Here is a 20,983-nt window from a genome sequence, read left to right on the forward strand (position 1 = left end):
TGAGAATTAACTTAGACAAGTTTTTTGAAAGTTTTGTCCTGTATCGTATATTATGCTGTGCTTCTACTAAGAGATACGGCTTGTATACTAGTAAATAAATATAATTATTATGCGTTTTATAAGTTAGGTTCTTATAAGTAATTAAGTGGTTAAGGTTGGATTTTGTATATGGTATGTTTATGTTAAAAAAGAGAGCTCTTTTAGAAAGAGCTCTTAATCAAATTATTATCTTAGTGTTGGAGGGAACTGGCGGCCTCAGTGACAGATGGTAGAAATAATTTACGTGGTATTGTAATAAATTCAAGTGCAATTTGCTTTGGATAAAAAAGTATTTGAGTTAAATCTAGAGCATGTATTAATAGTATCATGAAGCTTGTAAGAATGATAAAACTACCCCAAAAGAAACTTTTTGAAGTGTTGCGGAAATCTTTTATTAAAGAAAAGAATGAAAAAAATGCGGTAACAATGAGAATAAAAAATTTATACTTATCAGCCATTGTGATCCTCCTAAAGAACAGTAATTTATATTATATCGTATTTTTCAATATTATTATAAAAAGATTTTAAAGTGAATAATAAGAAAAAAATAAAGCCATAACTTAAAATCTTAGTTTAGGTTCTATTGTTTGAATTCTTTGTTTTAGAAGGTATAAAATCTGAAATTGAAAATTTTCCAAATGAACTACCATTTTTTATTTCTGATCCAACATCAAGTGCTTAATGAAATGGTATGAAAGATTATAGGCTAGTGATACGAGATTAAATAAGAGGAATTTCCGTGCAGCAAGAGTTCTAGCTCAGATTTCTACTAGAGAAAAGTATTTAGTTGGAGTTGGTATGTTAATAAAAAACGGATGGATGTCGGAACTAAATATTCATGACATTAAGGACAAAGATCAGGAAATATAATTTGGTATTCTGGGAATAACCGGAGATCCGTAGTTAAGGTTGCATAGTATTTGTATTTTTTTTCTAATTTTTCAATTGTTGTTAAGTGATGAGAACCTAATCCGCGTCGTACACTATGTTGAGAAAGAGTAGGCCCGATTTGTAATTTTCGTTTTTTCATTGCATCGTTCCATGGACTATAAAAAAATTTAAAAATAAAAGCAGGTTCCATGTAAATGCTATAAGGATAATGCGAACCATGTCTCCCGACTCTATAGTTCCCGTGCGAATTATTGTGAATTAATCTACCGTTAAGATATAGTTGGTTTGGATTAGGTTGAATTATTATGCCGTGATAACGTTGTTTAACAAGCGGAGAGCTATATCTTGGATTAGTGTAGCCATGAGTGGGTTCATCAATCATCATAATCATTCTTATTGAAAACATATTGCCGCCCATAGTGTTAAGTGATTTGAAAAATTGTTCTTTATTATAACAGCATAGGAATTCTGTCGTATTCAATACCATTTTCCATCCTGTAATTTCTCTTTCAATTTCCATAACTTCTTGATCAACTAAATAAGCATCAAATTCGAATGATTTTGAGTTTCGTATTTCCCAATTAGGAGCGAATGTTTTACAGATTTCAACTGAACGATCAGTGGATCCACGGTTAATAAGAATGCCATGATCAAATAGCTTTGTATGGTGCATTAACCACCACGGAAGTAAATATTCTTCATTGTAAAAATGAGAAATTAAAGTAGTCTTAATCAAAATCACCTCCGTATTTAACCTGCTTCTTATTTAATATAATATGGAAGGAAACCTATTGTTAGAAGGTTTCCTCTTAAAAGTTTTAAACCACATAGGGTATGTGCATGGATTAGTATGTAAAGTAGTCTGAATGATAAAGAGTGGTATTAAAAAGTACAAAATCTAAAATGAGCATCGAATTAGTGTATAACGATTGAAACGGCACTGAAAACTAATAAAACAGCCATAATGATGTTAAATAATTGATTATGTTTTAATAAAAGTTTTTGGAACATGGAACCAAAAAGGCTCCAACTAAATGTACTCAGTAAACCGACTATACCTAGAAATAATGAGAAAAGTAGAAAACTTGAATATGAATTGTAGTAAGGGAGTATAAAAGTAGAGACTACTGTGAGTCCGAATAATATTCCTTTAGGGTTAATAAATTGAAGGAAAATACCCACTGTAAATAAGTTTTTATTATTTTTTTCATTGTGACCGGCACCGCCTTTACTAGTAATTATTTTAAAGGCTAAATATAGCATATACGCGACACCTAAAATTTTTAAAGGAAATTCAATTATAGGGATAATATTAATTAATACAATATTAAAGAAACTGCATAAAGAAGTGAGGATGAAAAAACCGAATGCTACTCCAAAGCAAAAGTTTATGCTTCTCTTTAATCCATGTTGATTTGCGTATGTCATAGCTAAGAAATTGTTGGGACCAGGTGTGAAGCTACTTATAAATACAAATAACAAAAAAGAAAATATAGGCATTTCAAAACCCCCTATTTTTTGTGTGTTATAATGACCGAAAAGAACAATATAACGTGTGCTTTTTATTATACATAACGGTCGTTATATTGTATACAGTGTAGGAGTGTTTTTTATGGAAGAAATTCAACTTATTCTGGCAAAAAATTTAAAATCAATACGTGAAAAAGAAAAATTAAGTTTAGAAAAGGTCTCTCAATTAACAGGTGTAAGTAAAACAATGATTGGACAGATAGAAAGAGGAGATTCAAGCCCGACACTAACAACAATATGGAAAATTGCTAATGGTTTGAAAGTATCATTTACCTCTTTAATTAATAATCCACAGCCTGATACGAAAGTAGTTTTACGAAATGATGTTCAAGTATTGTCTGAAGACAATGGGAGATATAAGGTGTATCCCTCATTTCCTTTCCAAGATAATAGGAATTTTGAAATCTATATGGTTGAAATTGATACAGGAGGGAAATTAAGTTCAGAAGCGCATAAAGAAGGAACAGAAGAGTTTATAACGGTATTTGAAGGGAAATTGACAATTGACATAAACGATTGTCAATATACGTTAAATAATGGAGACTCAATTCGCTTTAAGGCGGATAGACCGCATACTTATACTAATTCAGGAAGAACATTAACGCGGTTAAGTATGACTATTTATTATCCAGCTTTATAAGCTGGCAATAATATAAAGAGTAAATGTGTATTGTTAAAACCATCTATAAGAGATGGTTTTATTTTTTGAATATAAAAAAAGACACTCAATTGAGTGTCAATATAGTATTGCTCTCGCGTATAGGATTGGAGATGTTCCTCAAATACATATTGAGATGGTCTGTAAAGAAGAAACGATCTTCATCTTTAATGTAACACCGACATGGGGGAAGTGTAAATTGATAATATATATACGGAAAATTTAGTATAGATGTTTTCTACTATGGATATAGTACAATTTATTTTTATTACGTCATCACTCTCGTAATATTTACCAATTGAGTATTTAGATTGTTTATTATAAAAAGAATGAATCATTTTTTAATCAATTCGTATAATTGTAAGAGAGGCACCTGTTGATCCACCTCCAACTAAATTCACGACAGATAATATACCAAATAATTGTAGTGAAATTGTATTACCAGCATTTAAATTAGTAATTAAATTATTACTATAATTTGAAGTTGATAAAGCGGGAGAAAAAATAGAGCCAGGAATTGGCGTAGAAGCGTTTAATAGTAGTCTAGTTCCAGCAAGTAGAGCGGTTGTCGTATTAACTTGATAGGTTAAATGATATCTTCCAGTTACAGGAATTGTAAATACGTCATTTGAAGCGTTAACTGTAAAATTACCAAGACTTTGGTTATTTGAAAGTGGAATGTTTGTTCCTCCTAATATGACTGAAACAGGACCACCTGATGTATTATTAGCGAACATAGAGTTTGTTGTAACGATAGACCCAGTACTTCCGGTAGGCCCAGTACTTCCGGTAGACCCAGTACTTCCGGTAGGCCCAGTACTTCCGGTAGGCCCAGTACTTCCGGTAGGCCCAGTACTTCCGGTAGATCCAGTACTCCCGGTAAGCCCAGTACTTCCAGTAGGCCCCGTAGGTCCAGTAAGCCTGTAAGGGAAAATAATGTCAAGGGCCATTGACATTATTTCTTTTTTTCTAATTTCATTATTATCTTGAATATAAATCACCTCATCTTTTTAAATAAGAATGTAATAGATTTAGTACTTTTTAAATAGAATGATTAATTTATTATATTAATTAAAGCGGTTATAGCAACGGTAAAATGTTTAATATATGTAATAATTCTTTGGGAAGAAAAAAGAGAATAGTTATAAAGTTATTCTTTAATGATAGGGTCATAATGATGTGTATGAATTAAAAAACATGTGGAATGAGGTATTAAATTGAAACGCAATGACAATTTATCATTGAATAAGGGGATGATAGGCCCAGAAAATATTGGACCTACATTTCCGATTCTTCCACCAATTTATATTCCAACCGGAGCAACAGGCCCGACTGGAATAACGGGGCCGACCGGAGAAACGGGGCCGACCGGAATAACAGGCCCAACCGGAGTAACAGGCCCAACCGGAATAACGGGCCCGACCGGAGCAACAGGTCCAACTGGAGAAACGGGCCCGACTGGAATAACGGGACCAACCGGAGCAACAGGCCCAACCGGAATAGCGGGCCCGACCGGAGCAACAGGTCCAACTGGAGAAACGGGACCAACCGGAGAAACGGGGCCGACCGGAGTAACAGGCCCGACTGGAATAACAGGCCCAACCGGAGCAACAGGCCCGACTGGAATAACGGGCCCGACCGGAGCAACAGGCCCGACTGGAATAACGGGCCCGACCGGAGCAACAGGCCCAACCGGAATAACGGGCCCGACCGGAGCAACAGGTCCAACTGGAGAAACGGGACCAACCGGAGCAACAGGTCCTACCGGGGGGATTGGCCCTATAACAACCACCAATTTGTTATATTACACTTTTGCGGATGGAGAGAAGCTTATATATACAGATGCTGACGGGATACCTCAATATGGTACAACGAATATTTTGTCTCCTAGTGAAGTTTCTTATATTAATTTGTTTGTTAATGGAATACTGCAGCCACAACCATTATATGAAGTGAGTACTGGTAAATTAACTTTATTGGATACGCAACCACCATCGCAAGGATCTTCAATTATATTACAATTTATTATTATTAATTAAAAGGACAGATCCTTAATGAAAAGGAATCTGTCCTTTTTGTTTTATATTTAAATAGTTAAAATTAAGTGAAGGTACATTCAATTTCTAGCTGTCATAAATGGTTGAATGATAGGAATTTTAACTTCAATTCTTTTCATAGTGTATTGGAATAAAATATAAAATGAATTTTTCAATATAGTATATGAGAGTTCTCTATAATACAAAGGGCTTCATGTTTAAAAAGAGAACACAATCTTAGTAAAGAAATAATGTATATTTATATGAAAAAATGGCACTGTTAATTGTTGAGTATATTCAAATTAATATGTGTATTTAAACCTAAGAGATAAACGTGGAAAAATAAAATAAACCCGTAAGTTTAGGTATTTAATCTAAGCAGTCAATTATTAAAAACATATAATTAATATGTGAGTCATGAACATAATTAAATAACGTTTTTAAGTTTAATTATATTTCATGTTTCCTATTTTAAGTCAATATATAACACATACTCTTTTACAACTTTATGATCCTTATAATAGGAAAAACTCAAATATAAAACAAGTAAGGAGGACATAAATGACAAGTAATAATTGTTTCGGTCATAACCACTGTAATAATCCGATTGTTTTCACTCCAGATTGTTGTAACAATCCACAAACAGTTCCGATTACTAGTGAGCAATTAGGTAGATTAATTACTTTACTAAACTCTTTAATTTCGGCTATTGCAGCGTTTTTTGCAAATCCAAGTGATGCAAACAGATTAGCTTTACTCAATTTGTTTACTCAACTATTGAACTTACTAAATGAATTAGCACCTTCTCCAGAAGGGAATTTCTTAAAACAATTAATTCAAAGTATTATTAATTTACTACAATCTCCTAACCCAAATCTAAGTCAATTACTTTCTTTATTACAACAATTCTACAGTGCTCTTGCACCATTCTTCTTCTCTTTAATTATTGACCCTGCAAGCTTACAACTTTTATTAAACTTATTAACTCAATTAATTGGTGCTACTCCAGGAGGCGGCCCAACAGGTCCAACAGGTCCAACAGGTCCAGGAGGTGGAGCAACAGGAGCAACTGGTGCAACAGGAGCAACAGGAGCAACAGGTCCAACAGGAGCAGGAGCAACTGGTGCAACAGGAGCAACAGGAGCAACAGGTCCAACAGGTCCAACAGGAGCAACAGGAGCAGGAGCAACAGGCCCAACAGGAGCAACAGGCTTAACAGGAGCAACAGGTTTAACAGGAGCAACAGGCCCAACAGGAGCAACAGGAGCAACAGGTCCAACAGGAGCAACAGGTCCAACAGGGGCAACAGGTTTAACTGGTGCAACAGGCTTAACAGGAGCAACTGGTGCAACTGGTGGCGGAGCTATTATTCCGTTTGCTTCAGGTACAACACCATCTGCGTTAGTTAACGCGTTAATAGCTAATACAGGAACTCTTCTTGGATTTGGATTTAGTCAGCCTGGTGTAGCTTTAACTGGTGGAACAAGTATCACATTAGCATTAGGTGTAGGTGATTATGCATTTGTAGCACCACGCGCAGGGGTTATTACGTCATTAGCTGGTTTCTTTAGTGCAACAGCTGCTTTAGCTCCATTATCACCTGTTCAAGTGCAAATACAAATATTAACTGCACCTGCAGCAAGCAATACGTTTACAGTACAAGGCGCACCTCTTTTATTAACACCAGCATTTGCCGCAATAGCGATTGGTTCTACAGCATCAGGAATCATTGCTGAAGCTATTCCAGTAGCGGCTGGAGATAAAATACTACTGTATGTTTCATTAACAGCAGCAAGTCCAATAGCTGCAGTTGCTGGATTTGTAAGTGCAGGTATTAATATCGTTTAATTTGTTACAATGTTTAGTAGGAAATTAAACAGGGGGTTTGTATATAGTCCTTCCTAATAAATTTAGGAAGGACTATATTTTTTGAGGAAATAAGTAATAAATCAATTGAACAATTACTCTTTATTAAGTTCGTATAAAAAAGTATAATTTACCCTTTCTCATTTAAGGCATAAGTTATGTAACTTTAAAAATTTCCGATCAGCAAAAAAAGATGAATTCTTTTAAAAAAGAATTCATCCATAAAATAAACTATTTATTTTTATTACAGTTACATCCTTTTTTCTTTACATAGCCTTGCTCGGCTAAGTCTCTTTGCGATTGGGAATTGGAAGATTGAGAATTGGAAGATTGAGAGGATGCTGAAGAGCTACTATTTTTATTATAAGAGTAGTTTTTTCGATAGTTATAATTACTCATAGTACTATCACCTCCAATTTAATATATAAATATTATATGTATGTACACTATCAATTGTTACTATTATTAATAGGAAGAGAACATACAATAAAAAAATCTCCTCGGTATTTTCCTAGGAGATAAATGATGATTCTTTTAAAAATTTACAAATTAATAGCCCCAGTAAAGAGGAAAGTAATAAGAATCTTGGGGATACGGATTATGTTGTTGAGGGAGGGGCTGGGTTGGGTAATTTTTCATTCCACGGTTTTGATTGCAGTTTGCCGGAGGGCCAATAACAGTAGTTGATTGAATAGGAGAAACCGCTTGTTTCCATTGTTGTTCATTGAGGCAGTAAGTATGGGCCATCATATGAGCCGGAGTTAATCTTAAAATATCAGAACCGAAAATAACTTCTGGCGCTGGGGCATTGAAAATAGCTAATAAATGAGTATTATCAGCTGTAGCAATTTCATAATGCCACCACGCTTGTGGAATGTTGGCAACTTGCCCCGGTTTTATCGGTAAGTTTAATATTTGATTCGTAAATGGATTAAGTAAAGAAACAACAGCAGACCCTGAAATACAATAAACAAGTTCAGCTGCATTTTGATGAATATGTGGTTCTACAACATTTCCTGTACTTAAATAAATATCTAATAAAGAAGTATTTTCTAAAGTGTTTAATTGTTTAATACCAAGTACATTTATATAATTTTGGGCATCTTTCCGAAAAAAATTACTTTTATTTACATCATAAGTAAAATTGGTTGAGGGGGAGGTATAGTCGATGTTGGCAGTCAATTGTATTACCCGCCTTTCTATAGGTAAGTTAGGTTACAAAATTAGGATATGTGTCTAGTCTTTGTTTTGTGCTGTTGTCGGTAGCTTAATAAATTCACTTATTCCATAAAGAATAAAGTATAAAGATTAAACTATATTCGTATTCCCATTCATACTTTGGATTGATGGAAAAAAGTAATGAAAATGTTAATTTAAAAGTACATCAATCATTTATAAGGAGTGAATGTTCATGTCATTTAGTGAAATGATTAGAAATGAAGTACTCAGCTGGGCGGGTGTTTCTGAAAAGCCGCATCGATTTGGTGGTATTGAAATAAATTATGGTAAGAAAGAACTTGGCCATCTTCATGGTGATAAATTAGCTGATTTACCATTTCCGAAGTTAAAGCGAGATGAATTAGTGAAGCAAGGATTGGTAAAACCACATCACGTATTACCTGAATCAGGATGGATCAGTTATTATATAAAGAGTGAAGAGGATATTCCATTTGCAATTGAGTTATTTCGTATGCAATATGACCGAATTAAAAAGTAATGAAATAAAGTAGGGTAATAAAAATTTATTTTCATGTCACATCCCTCCTTAATCGTTCGTCTTGTATGTAGAACGATAAGGAGGGATTTTATTATGAATACATTTGATGTAGCAATTGTTGGCGGTGGGCTTGCTGGATTAACAGCATCTATATATTTAGCGAAAGCTGGAAAGAAAGTGATTGTATTAGAAAAATCCAGTCAATTCGGTGGCCGAGGGATGACTATAAATAAAAATGGAATCTGCATGAATCTTGGTGCACATGCTTTATATAGAGGCGGGGCAGCGTTTATAACTTTTAATGAGCTCGGTTTGAATCTTCCAGGTGGAATACCATCTACAAAAGCACATGGAATATGGAAAGGGGATATATTCACCATCCCAACAGATTTTCGCTCAATTTTATCAACACCACTACTTTCGTGGTCTGCAAAAGTACAATTCTCACGTCTTATGATTCGTTTAGGAAATTTAGATGTAGGAGAAGTTCCGAAAATGAGTCTAACTACATGGGCAGAAAATGAAATAAAAGATCCAATGGTTCGTAATATATTTTATGCGCTATGCCGGACAACAACATATACGTTTGCTCCTACAATACAATTAGCATCATCTGTACTAAAGCAAATACAGCTTTCTATAAAAGAAGGAGTACTTTATGTAGATGGTGGTTGGGAGACGATAATAACAAAATTAAGAGATTTAGCGAATGATGTCGGGGTAAAATTTTTGGCTAAAAAGCATGTTTTGGAAATAGAGCATTATGAAGATAAACAAAGAATACATTGTGTTGATGATGAGGTTTTTGCAGTAGATACAGTCATCGTGACGACTCCGCCAAAAGAGGCTTGTAAAATAATAAAAGGTGCAGAAGGAACAAGTTTGCATAGATGGAATGAACAATCGGTACCGGTTACTGTTGCTGCATTAGATATTGGCTTGAGACAATTACCCAATCCTACACATCAATTTGTATTAGGATTAGATCAACCTATATTTTTCACAAATCAATCGAGAGCAGCTAAATTAAGTGAAGATGGATCAATTGCAGTGAGTCTAATTAAGTACCATAATCCTGTGCTAGAGATGAATCATATTCATGAAGATAAAGAACAGTTGGAAAGTACGATGGAGTTGTTACATCCAAATTGGAAAAGAGAAGTTGTTGCACAGCAATATTTACCGAAAATAACAGTAGTACATGATTTTCCTCATATTGACCGTGTTGAAAAGCCGGGTCCTAATATACCTGAAATGCCAGGTGTTTATGTTGCAGGAGATTGGGCAGGGCATGATGAAATATTAGCTGATGCTGCGGTAGCAAGTGGGAAACGAGCAGCGTTACACATTTTAAAGCAATATGAAAGTGAGGCAGTTCATCATGGAAACGGAGCAGTTATATGAAGCGTATCAACCATTATTATTTTCGTTATCATACAGAATCCTTGGGAGTGTTATGGATGCTGAGGATATCGTTCAGGATGTATTTATCTCGCTAAATAATATAGAAGATCCTCAATCTATAGAAAATATGAAAGCATATTTATGTAAGATGGCGACAAATCGTTCAATTGATAAATTACGATCGGCAGCGCATAAACGTAACGTGTATGTAGGGATGTGGTTACCAGAGCCACTTGTAGACGAGAGTGATGAGCCATCAAAGTCATTTATAATGAAAGAATCCCTTTCCACCGCATATTTATTACTTTTACAACAACTATCTGAGGTAGAAAGGATTGTTTTCATATTAAGAGAGGTTTTCAGTTATGAATACGAAGAAATAGCTTCAATTGTTGATAAGAGTAGTGTGAACTGCAGGAAGATCTTTCAACGTGCACGAAAAAGCATGTTGGAGAAACCGAAGCAATCAAAATTAAGCACGGAGAAAATGGCTTCTTATGTTGAAAAGTTTGTAGCATCATTACAGTGTGGGGATACGGAAGGTATGTTGGAAGTATTAAAAACAGATGCTATACTCAAAGCTGATGGTGGAGGTAAAGTTACAACTGCGATCAATCCGATTTATTCTGCAGATCGAATTATTCGCTTGTTCTTTGGGATTGCACAACGATTGACAGAAGAGTACACTGTTGATTTTAAAATGGTAAATGGTATACCAGGAGTTATAGTTACAATAAATAATAAAGTAACGTATGTTCTTTCGTTTGCATTTGAGGATGAGAAGATTTCAAATATTTATATGATGGTTAATCCTGAAAAACTTATGCATTTAAATGTAAAAATATAAAAAAGCGCATTTCTTTAGAAATGCGCTTTTTTATTATTTTTCTAACATTTCAAGAGGTACATCTTTTTCGCCAGCTACCTCAAATTTAATTTCCCCGTCTTCTTCATAAATACGTGTAATAATCGGTATAGTAATCATTAATTTTTTATGCTGCTTTCGTTTTCGAGCAGCATCTAAGCTAATCACGTTCATTTGTAAGCATCCTTTCTTCTGGAAATATATAAACAAAGAAAATGCGTCCGAAAAGGGCGCTTAATTGAATTTGAAATACCGATTCATTTAAATGGGGTTTATATAATTTAATAACTGCAATTTTAATATGAAATAATATGAATGGAATAATTGCACGTAGAAATTAACTTTACCAAAAAACGAAACAATATGCTATAAAAAATTATAAATCTTTGTCATATAACGGGAAAAAGGATTTCGTTTCGCATATAATAAAAGTAGACGGGCAGCAAGAGCTTTTTCATCATATTGCTTGGAAAGGCGATGAAAAGAATGGATACGTTAGATTCATTATTACTTCAACTTGAACAATATGGAGAAGAGCATGATCGGAATAAAAAAATACGGGAAGAAAAATTACGGAATATTTCTCGTGAGATGGGGCAATTTTTATCAATTTTAGTAAAAGGGTGTAATGCAAAAAACATTTTAGAAATCGGAACTTCTAATGGTTATTCTACATTGTGGTTAGCTAATGCGGTAGAAGAAACAAATGGAAATGTAACAACTGTAGAGCTTTCTTCAGAACGAGTTGGAGAGGCACTTGTCAATTTTGAAAAGGCAAACCTTTTACAAAGGATTGATGTTCACAATCAAGAAGCAGGGGCATTTTTAGATTCCCAATTAGATCATTCATTTGATTTTATTTTCCTAGATTCAGAGCGCACGCAATACATGTGGTGGTTTGAGCATATAAAACGTATGTTACAGCCAAAAGGTTTTCTTGTTGTTGATAATGCAACTTCTCATGCAAGTGAATTAGATGAGTTTATAAAAATGATTGAAGAAGATGATACGTTTGAAACAGTGTTATTAGCGTTTCAAAAGGGAGCATTTGTAGCTCGCAAAAATAAATAGAAGTGAGTGTAATAGAATTATCACATTGAAAACGGGTGAATGTCAAAAGATTGAGTGTAGCACGATTAAAAGAACGTAAATTATTTAGGAAATATATGAAGAATCCGCCTTCAGCATGTAGTTCTCTAGGTCTTAAGTCTGAGGAAAATTATGTTGATTACAGGTATACTTATAGTAAGAAACAGGGAATGACTGCATAAACAGACATTTCTAAAAAAATCGATTTCAAGCAATCAGAATGTGTATGAAATACGATATAATTGATGAAATATAGTGCATATAAATTCGCACATATAAATAAAGGAGCGATTTTGTTGACTGAACTCGAGAAAAAAGAACCTGTATCCATTGTGAAAGATAATAATGTAGAAGTAGTGGTTGATACAGTTATAAAAGATGAAGAACTTGATGAATTAAATAAAGAAGCCGATCTTTATGTACAAAAGTTAAATAGCGAGCAAAATACAGATTTATCAAAAGTATTGTCGCAGCTAGGAGATTTGGGGGATAAAGAACAACAAGCAGCAGGACAAACGTTATCAGCATTAAAACGTCCTGTCACAGCGATGATGAATGGAAAGAATGAAGAAATTCCAAATACATTGTTAGAATTACGCAAAGTAGTATCAGAGCTTGATCCCAATTCACTTAAAGCAAGTGGTATGAAGAAAATTATGTTTAAAGTATTTAAGAAAAATCCACTTGAAACATACGTGCATAAATATCAATCTATAGATAAGCAAATTGAGGAAATTATTAGATCCCTTCTAATTGGTCGTGATAACTTACAAGAGGATACAGTTGGTCTTGAAATGTTAAAAGAACAATCGCACGATAAAATTCATGCTCTTGATAAACAAGTATACTTAGGGAAAAAGCTTGCTGGCATGCTTGAAGCTGAGAAACAAAACCCAGAGCGTCAAAGGGATATTCCGTTAATTAACGATGCATTAGAAAAGATACTTGTACGTACACGTAATATGCAGCAAGCGAAAAGTGTATTATTACAATCTATAGCTTCTGTAGACATCATTAAGAAAAATAATGAAAAATTAACAGAGGCGATACGTAATGCGATTACGATGACACAAAACGTTGTAACAGTTTCAGCTGCTATTCAGCTTGCATTAACGAATCAACGGAAAACAATTGATGCCGTAAATGCGACGAATGAAGCAATTGAATCGATGGTATTAAGTAATTCTCAAGCGTTAAAACAAAATACAGAAGAAACGACGAAATTGCTTGAAAACCCTGCTATTAGCATGGATAAATTACGTGAATCATTCCAAAATGTGTTCGCTGCAATTGAAGCATCTGAAAAATCGTCAGAACGTATTATTGAGTCAAGCAAGAAGTTCGTTATTGAACTAGACACATTTAATGATGAGATGAAGCAGAAACTCATTCAGCGTCCAAGGAAATAACGGATTATTAGAGGAGGTGAACAAATGAGTTTCATTCAAACAGTACTATTACTACTCGGTACATTGCTTTTAATAGCATTTACTGTCGTTGTTTTAGTCGTATACTTCGGGCGGAAACTGTATTTTTCATGGACGAAGCCATATAAAAGAGCGCAAGATTCTTTAGATAAGATATCAAACAAATCAATACCGTTTCTACAAGAATTTACACAACATCCACTGTTTTATCGCTGGATTCGCACCGAAGGAAAGAAAGAACAAAATACATTAAATACTCTATTTTGTGCATCAGGTCAACGTACGAGAGAGCAAGTCTTCTCGATGTTACCGAAAGAAAAGCAGAAAAAAGTGCATGTAATGGCAAAAACTACGAAAAAGCTTACAAATGAAGATATTGATGTGGCTGCGATGAAAGTGAAAGATTTCTTAAGACAAGAAGCGCAGCAAACTGTAAAACCGACAGACTTATCATTTTACAAATTGTATTTTTATGACCGTTATCCAGACGCATTAAATACAATTCAAGCGTATAAACGCTCAATAAATCCTTCATTACAAAGAACGGTTGATGATATTACAATTTCAGTATTAAATGCACTTCCGTACTATCAAGAGCAACGCATGTTTGAACAACAACATAAACTTGAAACATTCTTAATGAAAGATTTAACGGCCATGTTATCGTTGGTAGTACAATTACCACCTTCACAAAGACCAGAGAAGGAAGAAGAACTGAAAATCTACTTGGAAAATTTCCAAAAAGAAATGGAAGTAGTAGAGCGAGATATTCGCGACTCAATTGATCACGATTTAAATGTGAAGATGAGAGCAGCGACTGAGAAGTTTAAGAATAAATAACAAAAAGCGCCTTAAAAGCTAAGTATCACGGCTTTAAGGCGCTTTTTTTATGAGGTTTTATTTTGCTCTAACGGTAGTATGACTAGAAGCCACACTTTCATTATGCAATCGATCAACTGCAGTTACGACATAGGTATACGTTTCTCCGGAAATAGCGGTTTTATCTACATAAATTTCTCCAAGTTTTGTTTTTCTTACAGTAGTAAGTAAATTTTTGGGATTTTGTATATCCACTTCATTTTTCCCATTCACGCGGTAAATAGCGTAATAAGCAGAATCATTATCTCTATTGTCAATGATACCGATTGCAATACCTTCATCTCTTGGAATGGCGCCTTTTAAAGTCGGTTGTTTTGGTGGATCATGATCAAGCCAAGGCATAGGCGGGATTAATGCAGGATGTTTATATATGTTTTTTGAAAGGCTATCTTTAACTCCGAGTGGATTGTTATTAATATCTTTTAAGCTAAAATGCATACTACCTTTTATATCAGGATATAGCCGGTTTAATGCAATTTGTTTTGGATATTCTTCTGGATCAGACCAAGCAGGGACGGAGTTATTATTAATTTTATAGGCCGCTTGACCGATGTATAGGTGAAGCGGTTTGTTATTTGTTTCTTTAACCCACCAATCTACTAATATGTCATATGCAGCTGGGGTGAAACCTATATTCCAATATATTTGCGGTGTAATGTAGTCAATATATCCTTTTTGTATCCACTCACGTGTGTCAGCATAAAGGTCATCATAGTTTCTTTGGCCTGCGGTTGTGTTAGAGCCAGTGGGATCGTCAGCTATATTTCGCCATACGCCGAACGGACTAATGCCAAACTTTACATATGATTTTTCTTGTTTTATAGCAGTATTTAAATCTTTTACAAGTTCATTTACATTATTACGTCGCCAATCTTCTATATTTGTAAATCTACCATTATTATATGTTTCGTATGTTTTCTGATCTGGAAATTCTTCACCGGCTACTTTATATGGGTAAAAATAATCATCCATATGCAGCGCATCAATATCGTAATTTTGTACGATTTCTAAAGCACCTTCTGTTATAAATTTTTTCACTTCCGGAATACCGGGATTGTAATATAACTTTCCGCCATAAGGGACAACCCAATCGGGATGTTGCCTTGCAGGGTGATTATTTGATAATCGATTTATATCGGTGTGATTCATCGTTATTCGGTATGGGTTAATCCAAGCGTGGAATTCTATATTTCTTTTATGAGTTTCTTCAATCATAAATGCGAGCGGGTCATAACCAGGATCTTTTCCTTGTGTTCCTGTAATGTATTCAGACCAAGGACCGTAATTTGAAGGATAGAAAGCATCAGCGGTTGGTTTAATTTGTACAACAACTGCATTCATACCAGTGCTTTTTACATCGGCTAATAATCTTATAAATTCTTGCTTCTGTTTTTCAATAGGTAAGCCAGTTTTTGAGGGCCAATCAATATTCAGAACTGATGCGATCCATACAGCACGTAATTCATGTTTTTTGTACGTAGTATTTACTTCAGCATAAGTAGAGTGAGGGGGAATGAAAGAGAAAGGGATGAACAAGATAACGATACAACATATCATTAATAAACGTTTAACGATCATTTATACGCCTCCCTATCATATGATTATTTAAAATAATATCTGAGGCGAGGTTGACCTTGCAATAGAGAAAATTGCATATTGAAACATTAATTTAATAAGAAAAATATTTTTAATGAAATTTACTTTCATTATAACTAAATTCATTTACTACTTCATATGCTTGTTAGTAAAGTGAAACTTCCTTTCATTTGAAGGGTAATAAATTATAAGTATAGGAGGATTAATAAATGAAAGTTTTGTTCGTCTGTTCTGGAGGAATGTCCAGTGCAATTGTTGTAAACGCTTTAAAAAAAGAAGCGGAGAAAAATGGTGTGAACATGGAAGTGCATGCAATTGGAACGAATGAGGTAGAGGAAGAAGTAAAGAATGGCTGGGATGTCGTAATGGTGGCACCTCAAATAAGACACCGATTTGACTCTGTAAAAAAATTTGCAGAGGAGGAATCTATTCCGTGTGGCATCATACCGCCGCAAGCATACACACCGCTTGGCGGCCCGACTTTATTAAAAACTGTAAATGAATTAATCAGTTAGGGGGAAACGTTATGAATAAGTTTGTCACGTTTCTTGATAAAAACTTATCTGGACCGATGGCAAGGCTTTCTGAGCAGAGACATTTACAAGCAATCCGTGATGGAGTTATTTCGGCGTTACCATTTATTATAGTAGGAAGCTTCTTTTTAATAGTAGCATTTCCACCACTGCCGAAAGATAGTTTCATATCAGTTTGGGCATTAAAGAATCAAACAAGTATATTGATACCATATCGTTTAACCATGTTTATTATGTCTTTATATATCGCATTTGGAATAGGATATAATTTAGCGAAAAGTTATAAGTTAGATGCTTTATCAGGAGCACAGCTCGCGGTATGTTCACTACTTTTAACATTAACGCCTGAGTTAATTGATAAAAAAGGATTCATGCTTCCGATGACAAATCTCGGAGGTCATGGATTATTTGTGACGATGATTGTTTCTATTTTATCCGTAGAGATTTTAAGATTTTGTAAGAAGAAAAATGTAATGATTAAAATGCCAGAACAAGTACCGCCATCTGTATCGCGTTCATTTGAAGCACTTATACCTGCAGCATTCGTTATTATTATAATGAGTCTAGTAACTGTCGTTTTTAGCATTGATTTACACCATGTTGTTGATAAATTAGCAGCACCATTAGTAAAAGCTGGGGACAGTTACTTCGGTGTAATGATTCCAGTGTTTTTAATTACGTTTTTTTGGTCATTCGGAATCCATGGTGTGTCGGTTGTTGGAACTGTTGCTAGGCCATTATGGGAAGTATACCTAGGGAAAAATGGTGAAGCAGTTGCTAGTGGAGCAGATCAGTTGCCATTTATTTCACCAGAGCCGTTATATCAATGGTTTATATGGATTGGCGGTTCTGGTGCGACGTTAGGGCTTGTATTAGCTATGATTATATTTGGTCGATCGAAATATTCAAAAGCATTATCAAGAACTTGTATTGTTCCAGGTATTTTTAATATTAATGAACCAGTCATATTCGGATTACCGATTGTACTAAATCCAATTTTAATTATCCCATTTATCATTACACCACTTGTAACAGCAACTGTTGCATATTCAGCAACTGCGATGGGATTTGTAACACCAACGCATATTATGCCGCCATGGACACTACCTGCTCCAATTGGTGCATATTTAGCAACAGGTGGAGATTGGCGTGCGATTGTATTAGTTTTTATAAATATAGCAATATCATTCCTTATTTATTTACCATTCTTTAAAATGTACGACAAAAATATGCTTGAAATTGAAAAAAATGGTGACGGGGAATCTGTTAATCCTTAATCTGCACGCTGTTATTTTGAGTGATAGACTTTTTGTCTATCACTTCTTTCACATTAAAACTAGAAAGGGGGAAATAGAATGAATATAAAATTTAGTTATAAAGGCGTATTTTTATTATTATTTGGAGTGATTTGTGCAAATTTACTTTTTGTCCCTTTATTAGGCATGCTAAATCTATCACAAATGCATAGTATCTGGCTTGTTACAAGTATTGCGGCAAGCGTTTTGCTTACGGTAGTTGTTTCTTTCATTGATGGATCGTTTGCATCGAAAGCTCAGTTGTTTTTTAGATTTATATTGTTTTCGATTTGTTGTACGTTCGTTACTTACATGATTGTTTTTTAGTAAATAGGAGGTCATGCACGTTATGTATATTGCAGGGGTAATGTCTGGTACTTCATTAGATGGAATAGATGTAGCGCTCGTTCATATAGAAGGAAGTGGTGTAGATTCTAAAATCCAACTCATCCATTTTACTACTGTTCCATTTTGTAATGATATGAAAAATGAGATCCAACAAGCGTTATCAATTGAAACTTCGAATGTCCAACTTATATGTAGTTTAAATTTTAAACTTGGTTTATGCTTCGCCAATGCTGTAAAGGAAGTTTGTAAAGAGGCCAATTTTCCTTTGAGACAATTAGATTTAATAGGCTCTCACGGACAAACGATTTATCATCAGCCAAAGCAAGAAGGGAATATTATTTCTTCAACATTGCAAATTGGGGAACCAGCAGTAATAGCATATGAAACGAACACGACGGTTATCTCGAATTTCCGAACGATGGACATGGCGGCAGGGGGACAAGGTGCACCACTTGTACCATATTCAGAGATTATTTTATATCGGCATCAAACTAAAAATAGACTACTACAAAATATTGGTGGGATTGGTAATGTTACAGTGGTTCCAAGTAAACGAAGTAAAGAGAGTGTTATTGCTTTCGATACTGGACCAGGCAACATGGTAATCGATGAAGTATGTCAAAAATTATTTCATGTACCATATGATCAAAATGGTTGGATTGCAAAGCAGGGGGTAGTTGTAGATGAAATTTTAACATACTGTATGAACCATCCATTTTTGAACATGAAACCACCAAAATCAACAGGTAGAGAACAGTTTGGAGAAGCGTTTGTGACTGAATTATTGAATCAATTTAAAAAGCATAGTAAAGAAAATATATTGGCAACTGTCACGATGTTTACAGCATGTTCAATTGTTCATCATTATAAGGCGTTTATTTTGCCGTATTATGAAATTGATGAGGTGATTTTAGGTGGTGGTGGAAGTTATAATAATACACTTGTTGAAATGTTACGGAATGGATTAAGAGAAGAGAAATGTAGCATATGTATACAAGAAGATATTGGTCATTCTTCAGCAGCGAAAGAAGCAATTGCATTTGCTATTTTAGCAAACGAAACGTATCATCGTAATCCGAGTAATGTGCCGAGCGCAACAGGTGCTAAGAATTCCATAATTTTAGGGAATATAACATTCCCTCCATACGCAAATGAAAATGAGGCGAACATATGAAGTATATGATTGGAGTAGATGGCGGGGGAACGAAGACCGAGGCAATTGCATTTGATAAAGACGGAAATGAACTTGTAAGAGCTACCAGTGGTTTTGGAAACATATTAATAGATTTTGAAGAAGCTCTTGTGCATATTATGGAAGCAATTAATCAATGCCAGAAGAGTTTAATAAATGGGCATTGTGTTTGTGTTTGTTTAGGATTAGCTGGTATAAGCGGAGCGAATACAAATGAATTAACATTACGTTTAAAAAAGAAATACGGAACAAAAATTGAAATTTTTAATGATGCAATGATCGCACATGCAGCTGCTTTAAAAGGTAAGGATGGAATATTAACTATAGGTGGTACAGGTGCAATTTGTATAGGAAAAAAAGGAGAAGTATATCAGTATAGCGGTGGATGGGGACATATTTTAGGAGATGAGGGGAGCGGATATTGGATTGCATTACAAGCTTTAAAGAAAATGGCAATTCAGTTCGATCAAGGAATCAGTCTTTGTCCATTGAGTTTGAATATTCAAAGGCAGTTTCAACTTTTGACACCGTCTCATATAAAAAGCTTAGTATATACTTCTTCTAAAGATAAAATTGCAGCAATCGCCCCATTAGTTATTCAGGAAGCGAGAGATGGCAATGATGATGCGCATGAAATTATGATGCAAGCTGGAAAGGAATTAGCAAGGATTACAGTAAATGTTTATAACAAGTTGAACTTTAAGCACTCAACGCCAATTGCAGTAAGTGGCAGTATATTGCGTTTAGTTCCTGAAATATTTGCTGTATTTAAGAAATGGTGTGAAGAAAGTATGAAAGAAATTACACTCGTATCACAAGCAGAAATGGCAGTGAAAGGAACATATTATTTAATGAGGGATATATATTTTTAAAAATAGGTATGAGAATTTTTGTATGATTTGTAAAAATATGATGTTAAAATGTATAAAGGGATGTATGTTAAAAACGTACAATATACGTAGTAATTGAATATTGTATATGTATTCCCATGTAGAAAGTGAATGATTACATGATTAATAGTATGCAGTTTTTATATTTGGTGGCTTCTTATTTAATTGGAAACATATTGACCGCTTATATAGTAACAAAATTGAGACATAACGTTGATATTAGGGATGAAGGAAGCGGAAATCCTGGCGCAAGAAATATGGGGCGCGTATATGGAAAAGGGTATTTCATTGCTACATTTTTAGGTGATGCAATTAAAGGGGCAATCGTTGTTGCTGTAGCAAAATACCTTTTTGAAGATCCTACATTCGTAATGTTAACATTATTGGCCGTTATTATTGGACATATTTATCCAGTTTTATTTAAAGGCAAGGGCGGTAAAGGTATTTCAACATTTATAGGAGGACTAATCGCATTTGATTATTTGATAGCGCTTACTCTCTTAGGCATTTTTATTGTATTTTATTTAATATTTAAAGGGTTTACGAAGCCAGGACTAATTACGATTGCTTGTTTACCAATTTGTATGATTCTTTATTCTTATTCTATTGTTACCACTATATTAAGTGGAATAATTATTTTACTCATTCTATATGTAAATCGAGAATAAAATGAATGTTTAATAAGTGGGGATAATCTCCACTTATCATTTTTTATTAAATAGATAAAG

The 20,983-nt window shown here is 34.4% G+C and carries 22 protein-coding genes; 15 read left to right on the top strand and 7 right to left on the bottom strand.

Annotated features, from left to right (window positions below; translation table 11 throughout):
• Positions 1–230: 230 nt before the first annotated feature.
• From GD442_RS11375 to GD442_RS11385, 3 genes are all read right to left on the bottom strand, one after another.
• Entirely contained in the window at positions 231–497 is a 267-nt protein-coding gene (locus GD442_RS11375) for a hypothetical protein (protein WP_000774117.1), read from the bottom strand.
• 386 nt (positions 498–883) lie between these two features.
• Positions 884–1,666, bottom strand: coding sequence for a glycosyltransferase family 2 protein (locus tag GD442_RS11380; protein WP_000598280.1), 783 nt, complete (start codon positions 1,664–1,666; stop codon positions 884–886).
• Positions 1,667–1,845: 179 nt separating this feature from the next.
• Positions 1,846–2,430 carry a LysE family transporter gene (locus GD442_RS11385; RefSeq protein WP_001121273.1) on the bottom strand — a complete coding sequence of 195 codons (585 nt, stop codon included), beginning with the start codon at positions 2,428–2,430 and terminating at the stop codon, positions 1,846–1,848.
• A 55-nt stretch (positions 2,431–2,485) separates the two neighbouring features.
• On the opposite strand from GD442_RS11385, the gene GD442_RS11390 reads away from it, so the two are divergent.
• Positions 2,486–3,100, top strand: a complete 615-nt coding sequence (locus tag GD442_RS11390; protein WP_002197759.1) for a helix-turn-helix domain-containing protein — start codon at positions 2,486–2,488, stop codon at positions 3,098–3,100.
• A 359-nt stretch (positions 3,101–3,459) separates the two neighbouring features.
• Here the strand turns inward: GD442_RS11390 and GD442_RS11395 are convergent, their stop codons facing one another.
• Positions 3,460–4,119: a BclA C-terminal domain-containing protein gene (locus tag GD442_RS11395; RefSeq protein ID WP_002041115.1), complete on the bottom strand. Its 660-nt coding sequence runs from the start codon at positions 4,117–4,119 to the stop codon at positions 3,460–3,462.
• Positions 4,120–4,335: 216 nt separating this feature from the next.
• On the opposite strand from GD442_RS11395, the gene GD442_RS11400 reads away from it, so the two are divergent.
• On the top strand, positions 4,336–5,157 hold the full coding sequence (locus tag GD442_RS11400) for a DUF4183 domain-containing protein (protein ID WP_144572644.1): 822 nt from the start codon (positions 4,336–4,338) through the stop codon (positions 5,155–5,157).
• 558 nt (positions 5,158–5,715) lie between these two features.
• Complete coding sequence (locus GD442_RS11405) at positions 5,716–7,002, top strand: exosporium glycoprotein BclB-related protein (protein ID WP_000203319.1); 1,287 nt, start codon at positions 5,716–5,718, stop codon at positions 7,000–7,002.
• A 567-nt stretch (positions 7,003–7,569) separates the two neighbouring features.
• Here the strand turns inward: GD442_RS11405 and GD442_RS11410 are convergent.
• Positions 7,570–8,202: a cupin domain-containing protein gene (locus tag GD442_RS11410; RefSeq protein WP_000126322.1), complete on the bottom strand. Its 633-nt coding sequence runs from the start codon at positions 8,200–8,202 to the stop codon at positions 7,570–7,572.
• Between the two features lie 229 nt (positions 8,203–8,431).
• Here GD442_RS11410 and GD442_RS11415 point away from each other — a divergent pair, with 229 nt between their 5' ends.
• The 3 genes from GD442_RS11415 (at position 8,432) to GD442_RS11425 (ending at position 10,988) form a co-directional block, all read left to right on the top strand.
• A complete protein-coding gene (locus GD442_RS11415; RefSeq protein WP_000010317.1) occupies positions 8,432–8,737 on the top strand; it encodes a luciferase domain-containing protein in 306 nt (101 codons plus the stop codon).
• A 93-nt stretch (positions 8,738–8,830) separates the two neighbouring features.
• The gene (locus tag GD442_RS11420; protein WP_001091208.1) at positions 8,831–10,141 is read left to right on the top strand and encodes a phytoene desaturase family protein; all 1,311 of its coding nucleotides are present in this window, start codon (positions 8,831–8,833) and stop codon (positions 10,139–10,141) included.
• The gene (locus GD442_RS11425; protein ID WP_000447158.1) at positions 10,119–10,988 is read left to right on the top strand and encodes a sigma-70 family RNA polymerase sigma factor; all 870 of its coding nucleotides are present in this window, start codon (positions 10,119–10,121) and stop codon (positions 10,986–10,988) included. The genes GD442_RS11420 and GD442_RS11425 overlap by 23 nt, the downstream gene beginning before the upstream one ends.
• Before the next feature lie 33 nt (positions 10,989–11,021).
• Here GD442_RS11425 and GD442_RS27725 read toward each other — a convergent pair whose 3' ends face one another.
• Positions 11,022–11,180, bottom strand: coding sequence for a hypothetical protein (locus GD442_RS27725; RefSeq protein WP_001100984.1), 159 nt, complete (start codon positions 11,178–11,180; stop codon positions 11,022–11,024).
• Between the two features lie 303 nt (positions 11,181–11,483).
• Here GD442_RS27725 and GD442_RS11430 point away from each other — a divergent pair, with 303 nt between their 5' ends.
• The 3 genes from GD442_RS11430 (at position 11,484) to GD442_RS11440 (ending at position 14,362) form a co-directional block, all read left to right on the top strand.
• Positions 11,484–12,077, top strand: a complete 594-nt coding sequence (locus GD442_RS11430; RefSeq protein ID WP_016124554.1) for an O-methyltransferase — start codon at positions 11,484–11,486, stop codon at positions 12,075–12,077.
• 314 nt (positions 12,078–12,391) lie between these two features.
• Positions 12,392–13,504 carry a toxic anion resistance protein gene (locus tag GD442_RS11435; RefSeq protein ID WP_000137402.1) on the top strand — a complete coding sequence of 371 codons (1,113 nt, stop codon included), beginning with the start codon at positions 12,392–12,394 and terminating at the stop codon, positions 13,502–13,504.
• A 24-nt stretch (positions 13,505–13,528) separates the two neighbouring features.
• On the top strand, positions 13,529–14,362 hold the full coding sequence (locus GD442_RS11440; RefSeq protein ID WP_000008371.1) for a DUF3974 domain-containing protein: 834 nt from the start codon (positions 13,529–13,531) through the stop codon (positions 14,360–14,362).
• 57 nt (positions 14,363–14,419) lie between these two features.
• On the opposite strand, the gene GD442_RS11445 is transcribed toward GD442_RS11440, so the two are convergent.
• Complete coding sequence (locus GD442_RS11445; protein ID WP_159365098.1) at positions 14,420–15,979, bottom strand: glycoside hydrolase family 10-like protein; 1,560 nt, start codon at positions 15,977–15,979, stop codon at positions 14,420–14,422.
• Positions 15,980–16,206: 227 nt separating this feature from the next.
• Between GD442_RS11445 and GD442_RS11450 the strand changes: the two genes are divergently transcribed.
• From GD442_RS11450 to plsY, 6 genes are all read left to right on the top strand, one after another.
• Positions 16,207–16,512 (top strand): PTS sugar transporter subunit IIB, encoded by a 306-nt coding sequence (locus GD442_RS11450; protein WP_000865907.1) that lies wholly within the window; start codon positions 16,207–16,209, stop codon positions 16,510–16,512.
• An 11-nt stretch (positions 16,513–16,523) separates the two neighbouring features.
• Entirely contained in the window at positions 16,524–17,807 is a 1,284-nt protein-coding gene (locus tag GD442_RS11455; RefSeq protein ID WP_001032277.1) for a PTS sugar transporter subunit IIC, read from the top strand.
• A 78-nt stretch (positions 17,808–17,885) separates the two neighbouring features.
• Positions 17,886–18,152 carry a hypothetical protein gene (locus tag GD442_RS11460; RefSeq protein WP_001021962.1) on the top strand — a complete coding sequence of 89 codons (267 nt, stop codon included), beginning with the start codon at positions 17,886–17,888 and terminating at the stop codon, positions 18,150–18,152.
• 22 nt (positions 18,153–18,174) lie between these two features.
• Positions 18,175–19,347, top strand: coding sequence for an anhydro-N-acetylmuramic acid kinase AnmK (gene anmK / locus GD442_RS11465; protein ID WP_000274978.1), 1,173 nt, complete (start codon positions 18,175–18,177; stop codon positions 19,345–19,347).
• Positions 19,344–20,237: a BadF/BadG/BcrA/BcrD ATPase family protein gene (locus tag GD442_RS11470; RefSeq protein WP_000876589.1), complete on the top strand. Its 894-nt coding sequence runs from the start codon at positions 19,344–19,346 to the stop codon at positions 20,235–20,237. The genes anmK and GD442_RS11470 overlap by 4 nt, the downstream gene beginning before the upstream one ends.
• 137 nt (positions 20,238–20,374) lie before the next feature.
• Positions 20,375–20,923 (top strand): glycerol-3-phosphate 1-O-acyltransferase PlsY, encoded by a 549-nt coding sequence (plsY, locus tag GD442_RS11475; RefSeq protein WP_000610869.1) that lies wholly within the window; start codon positions 20,375–20,377, stop codon positions 20,921–20,923.
• Positions 20,924–20,983: the final 60 nt, after the last annotated feature.

Origin of the sequence: Bacillus sp. A260 (assembly GCF_009861435.1) — a bacterium.
Taxonomy (GTDB): Bacteria; Bacillota; Bacilli; order Bacillales; family Bacillaceae_G; genus Bacillus_A; species Bacillus_A cereus.

What these genes read in the sequence shown, in the direction of transcription:
- GD442_RS11425 (WP_000447158.1), top strand. Translation starts at nt 10,119, where the DNA reads ATGGAAACGGAGCAGTTATATGAAGCGTATCAACCATTATTATTTTCG.
- GD442_RS11450 (WP_000865907.1), top strand. Translation starts at nt 16,207, where the DNA reads ATGAAAGTTTTGTTCGTCTGTTCTGGAGGAATGTCCAGTGCAATTGTT.
- GD442_RS11415 (WP_000010317.1), top strand. Translation starts at nt 8,432, where the DNA reads ATGTCATTTAGTGAAATGATTAGAAATGAAGTACTCAGCTGGGCGGGT.
- plsY (WP_000610869.1), top strand. Translation starts at nt 20,375, where the DNA reads ATGATTAATAGTATGCAGTTTTTATATTTGGTGGCTTCTTATTTAATT.
- GD442_RS11430 (WP_016124554.1), top strand. Translation starts at nt 11,484, where the DNA reads ATGAAAAGAATGGATACGTTAGATTCATTATTACTTCAACTTGAACAA.
- GD442_RS11420 (WP_001091208.1), top strand. Translation starts at nt 8,831, where the DNA reads ATGAATACATTTGATGTAGCAATTGTTGGCGGTGGGCTTGCTGGATTA.
- GD442_RS11445 (WP_159365098.1), bottom strand. Translation starts at nt 15,979, where the DNA reads ATGATCGTTAAACGTTTATTAATGATATGTTGTATCGTTATCTTGTTC.
- GD442_RS11385 (WP_001121273.1), bottom strand. Translation starts at nt 2,430, where the DNA reads ATGCCTATATTTTCTTTTTTGTTATTTGTATTTATAAGTAGCTTCACA.
- GD442_RS11460 (WP_001021962.1), top strand. Translation starts at nt 17,886, where the DNA reads ATGAATATAAAATTTAGTTATAAAGGCGTATTTTTATTATTATTTGGA.
- GD442_RS11455 (WP_001032277.1), top strand. Translation starts at nt 16,524, where the DNA reads ATGAATAAGTTTGTCACGTTTCTTGATAAAAACTTATCTGGACCGATG.
- anmK (WP_000274978.1), top strand. Translation starts at nt 18,175, where the DNA reads ATGTATATTGCAGGGGTAATGTCTGGTACTTCATTAGATGGAATAGAT.
- GD442_RS27725 (WP_001100984.1), bottom strand. Translation starts at nt 11,180, where the DNA reads ATGAACGTGATTAGCTTAGATGCTGCTCGAAAACGAAAGCAGCATAAA.
- GD442_RS11405 (WP_000203319.1), top strand. Translation starts at nt 5,716, where the DNA reads ATGACAAGTAATAATTGTTTCGGTCATAACCACTGTAATAATCCGATT.
- GD442_RS11375 (WP_000774117.1), bottom strand. Translation starts at nt 497, where the DNA reads ATGGCTGATAAGTATAAATTTTTTATTCTCATTGTTACCGCATTTTTT.
- GD442_RS11440 (WP_000008371.1), top strand. Translation starts at nt 13,529, where the DNA reads ATGAGTTTCATTCAAACAGTACTATTACTACTCGGTACATTGCTTTTA.
- GD442_RS11470 (WP_000876589.1), top strand. Translation starts at nt 19,344, where the DNA reads ATGAAGTATATGATTGGAGTAGATGGCGGGGGAACGAAGACCGAGGCA.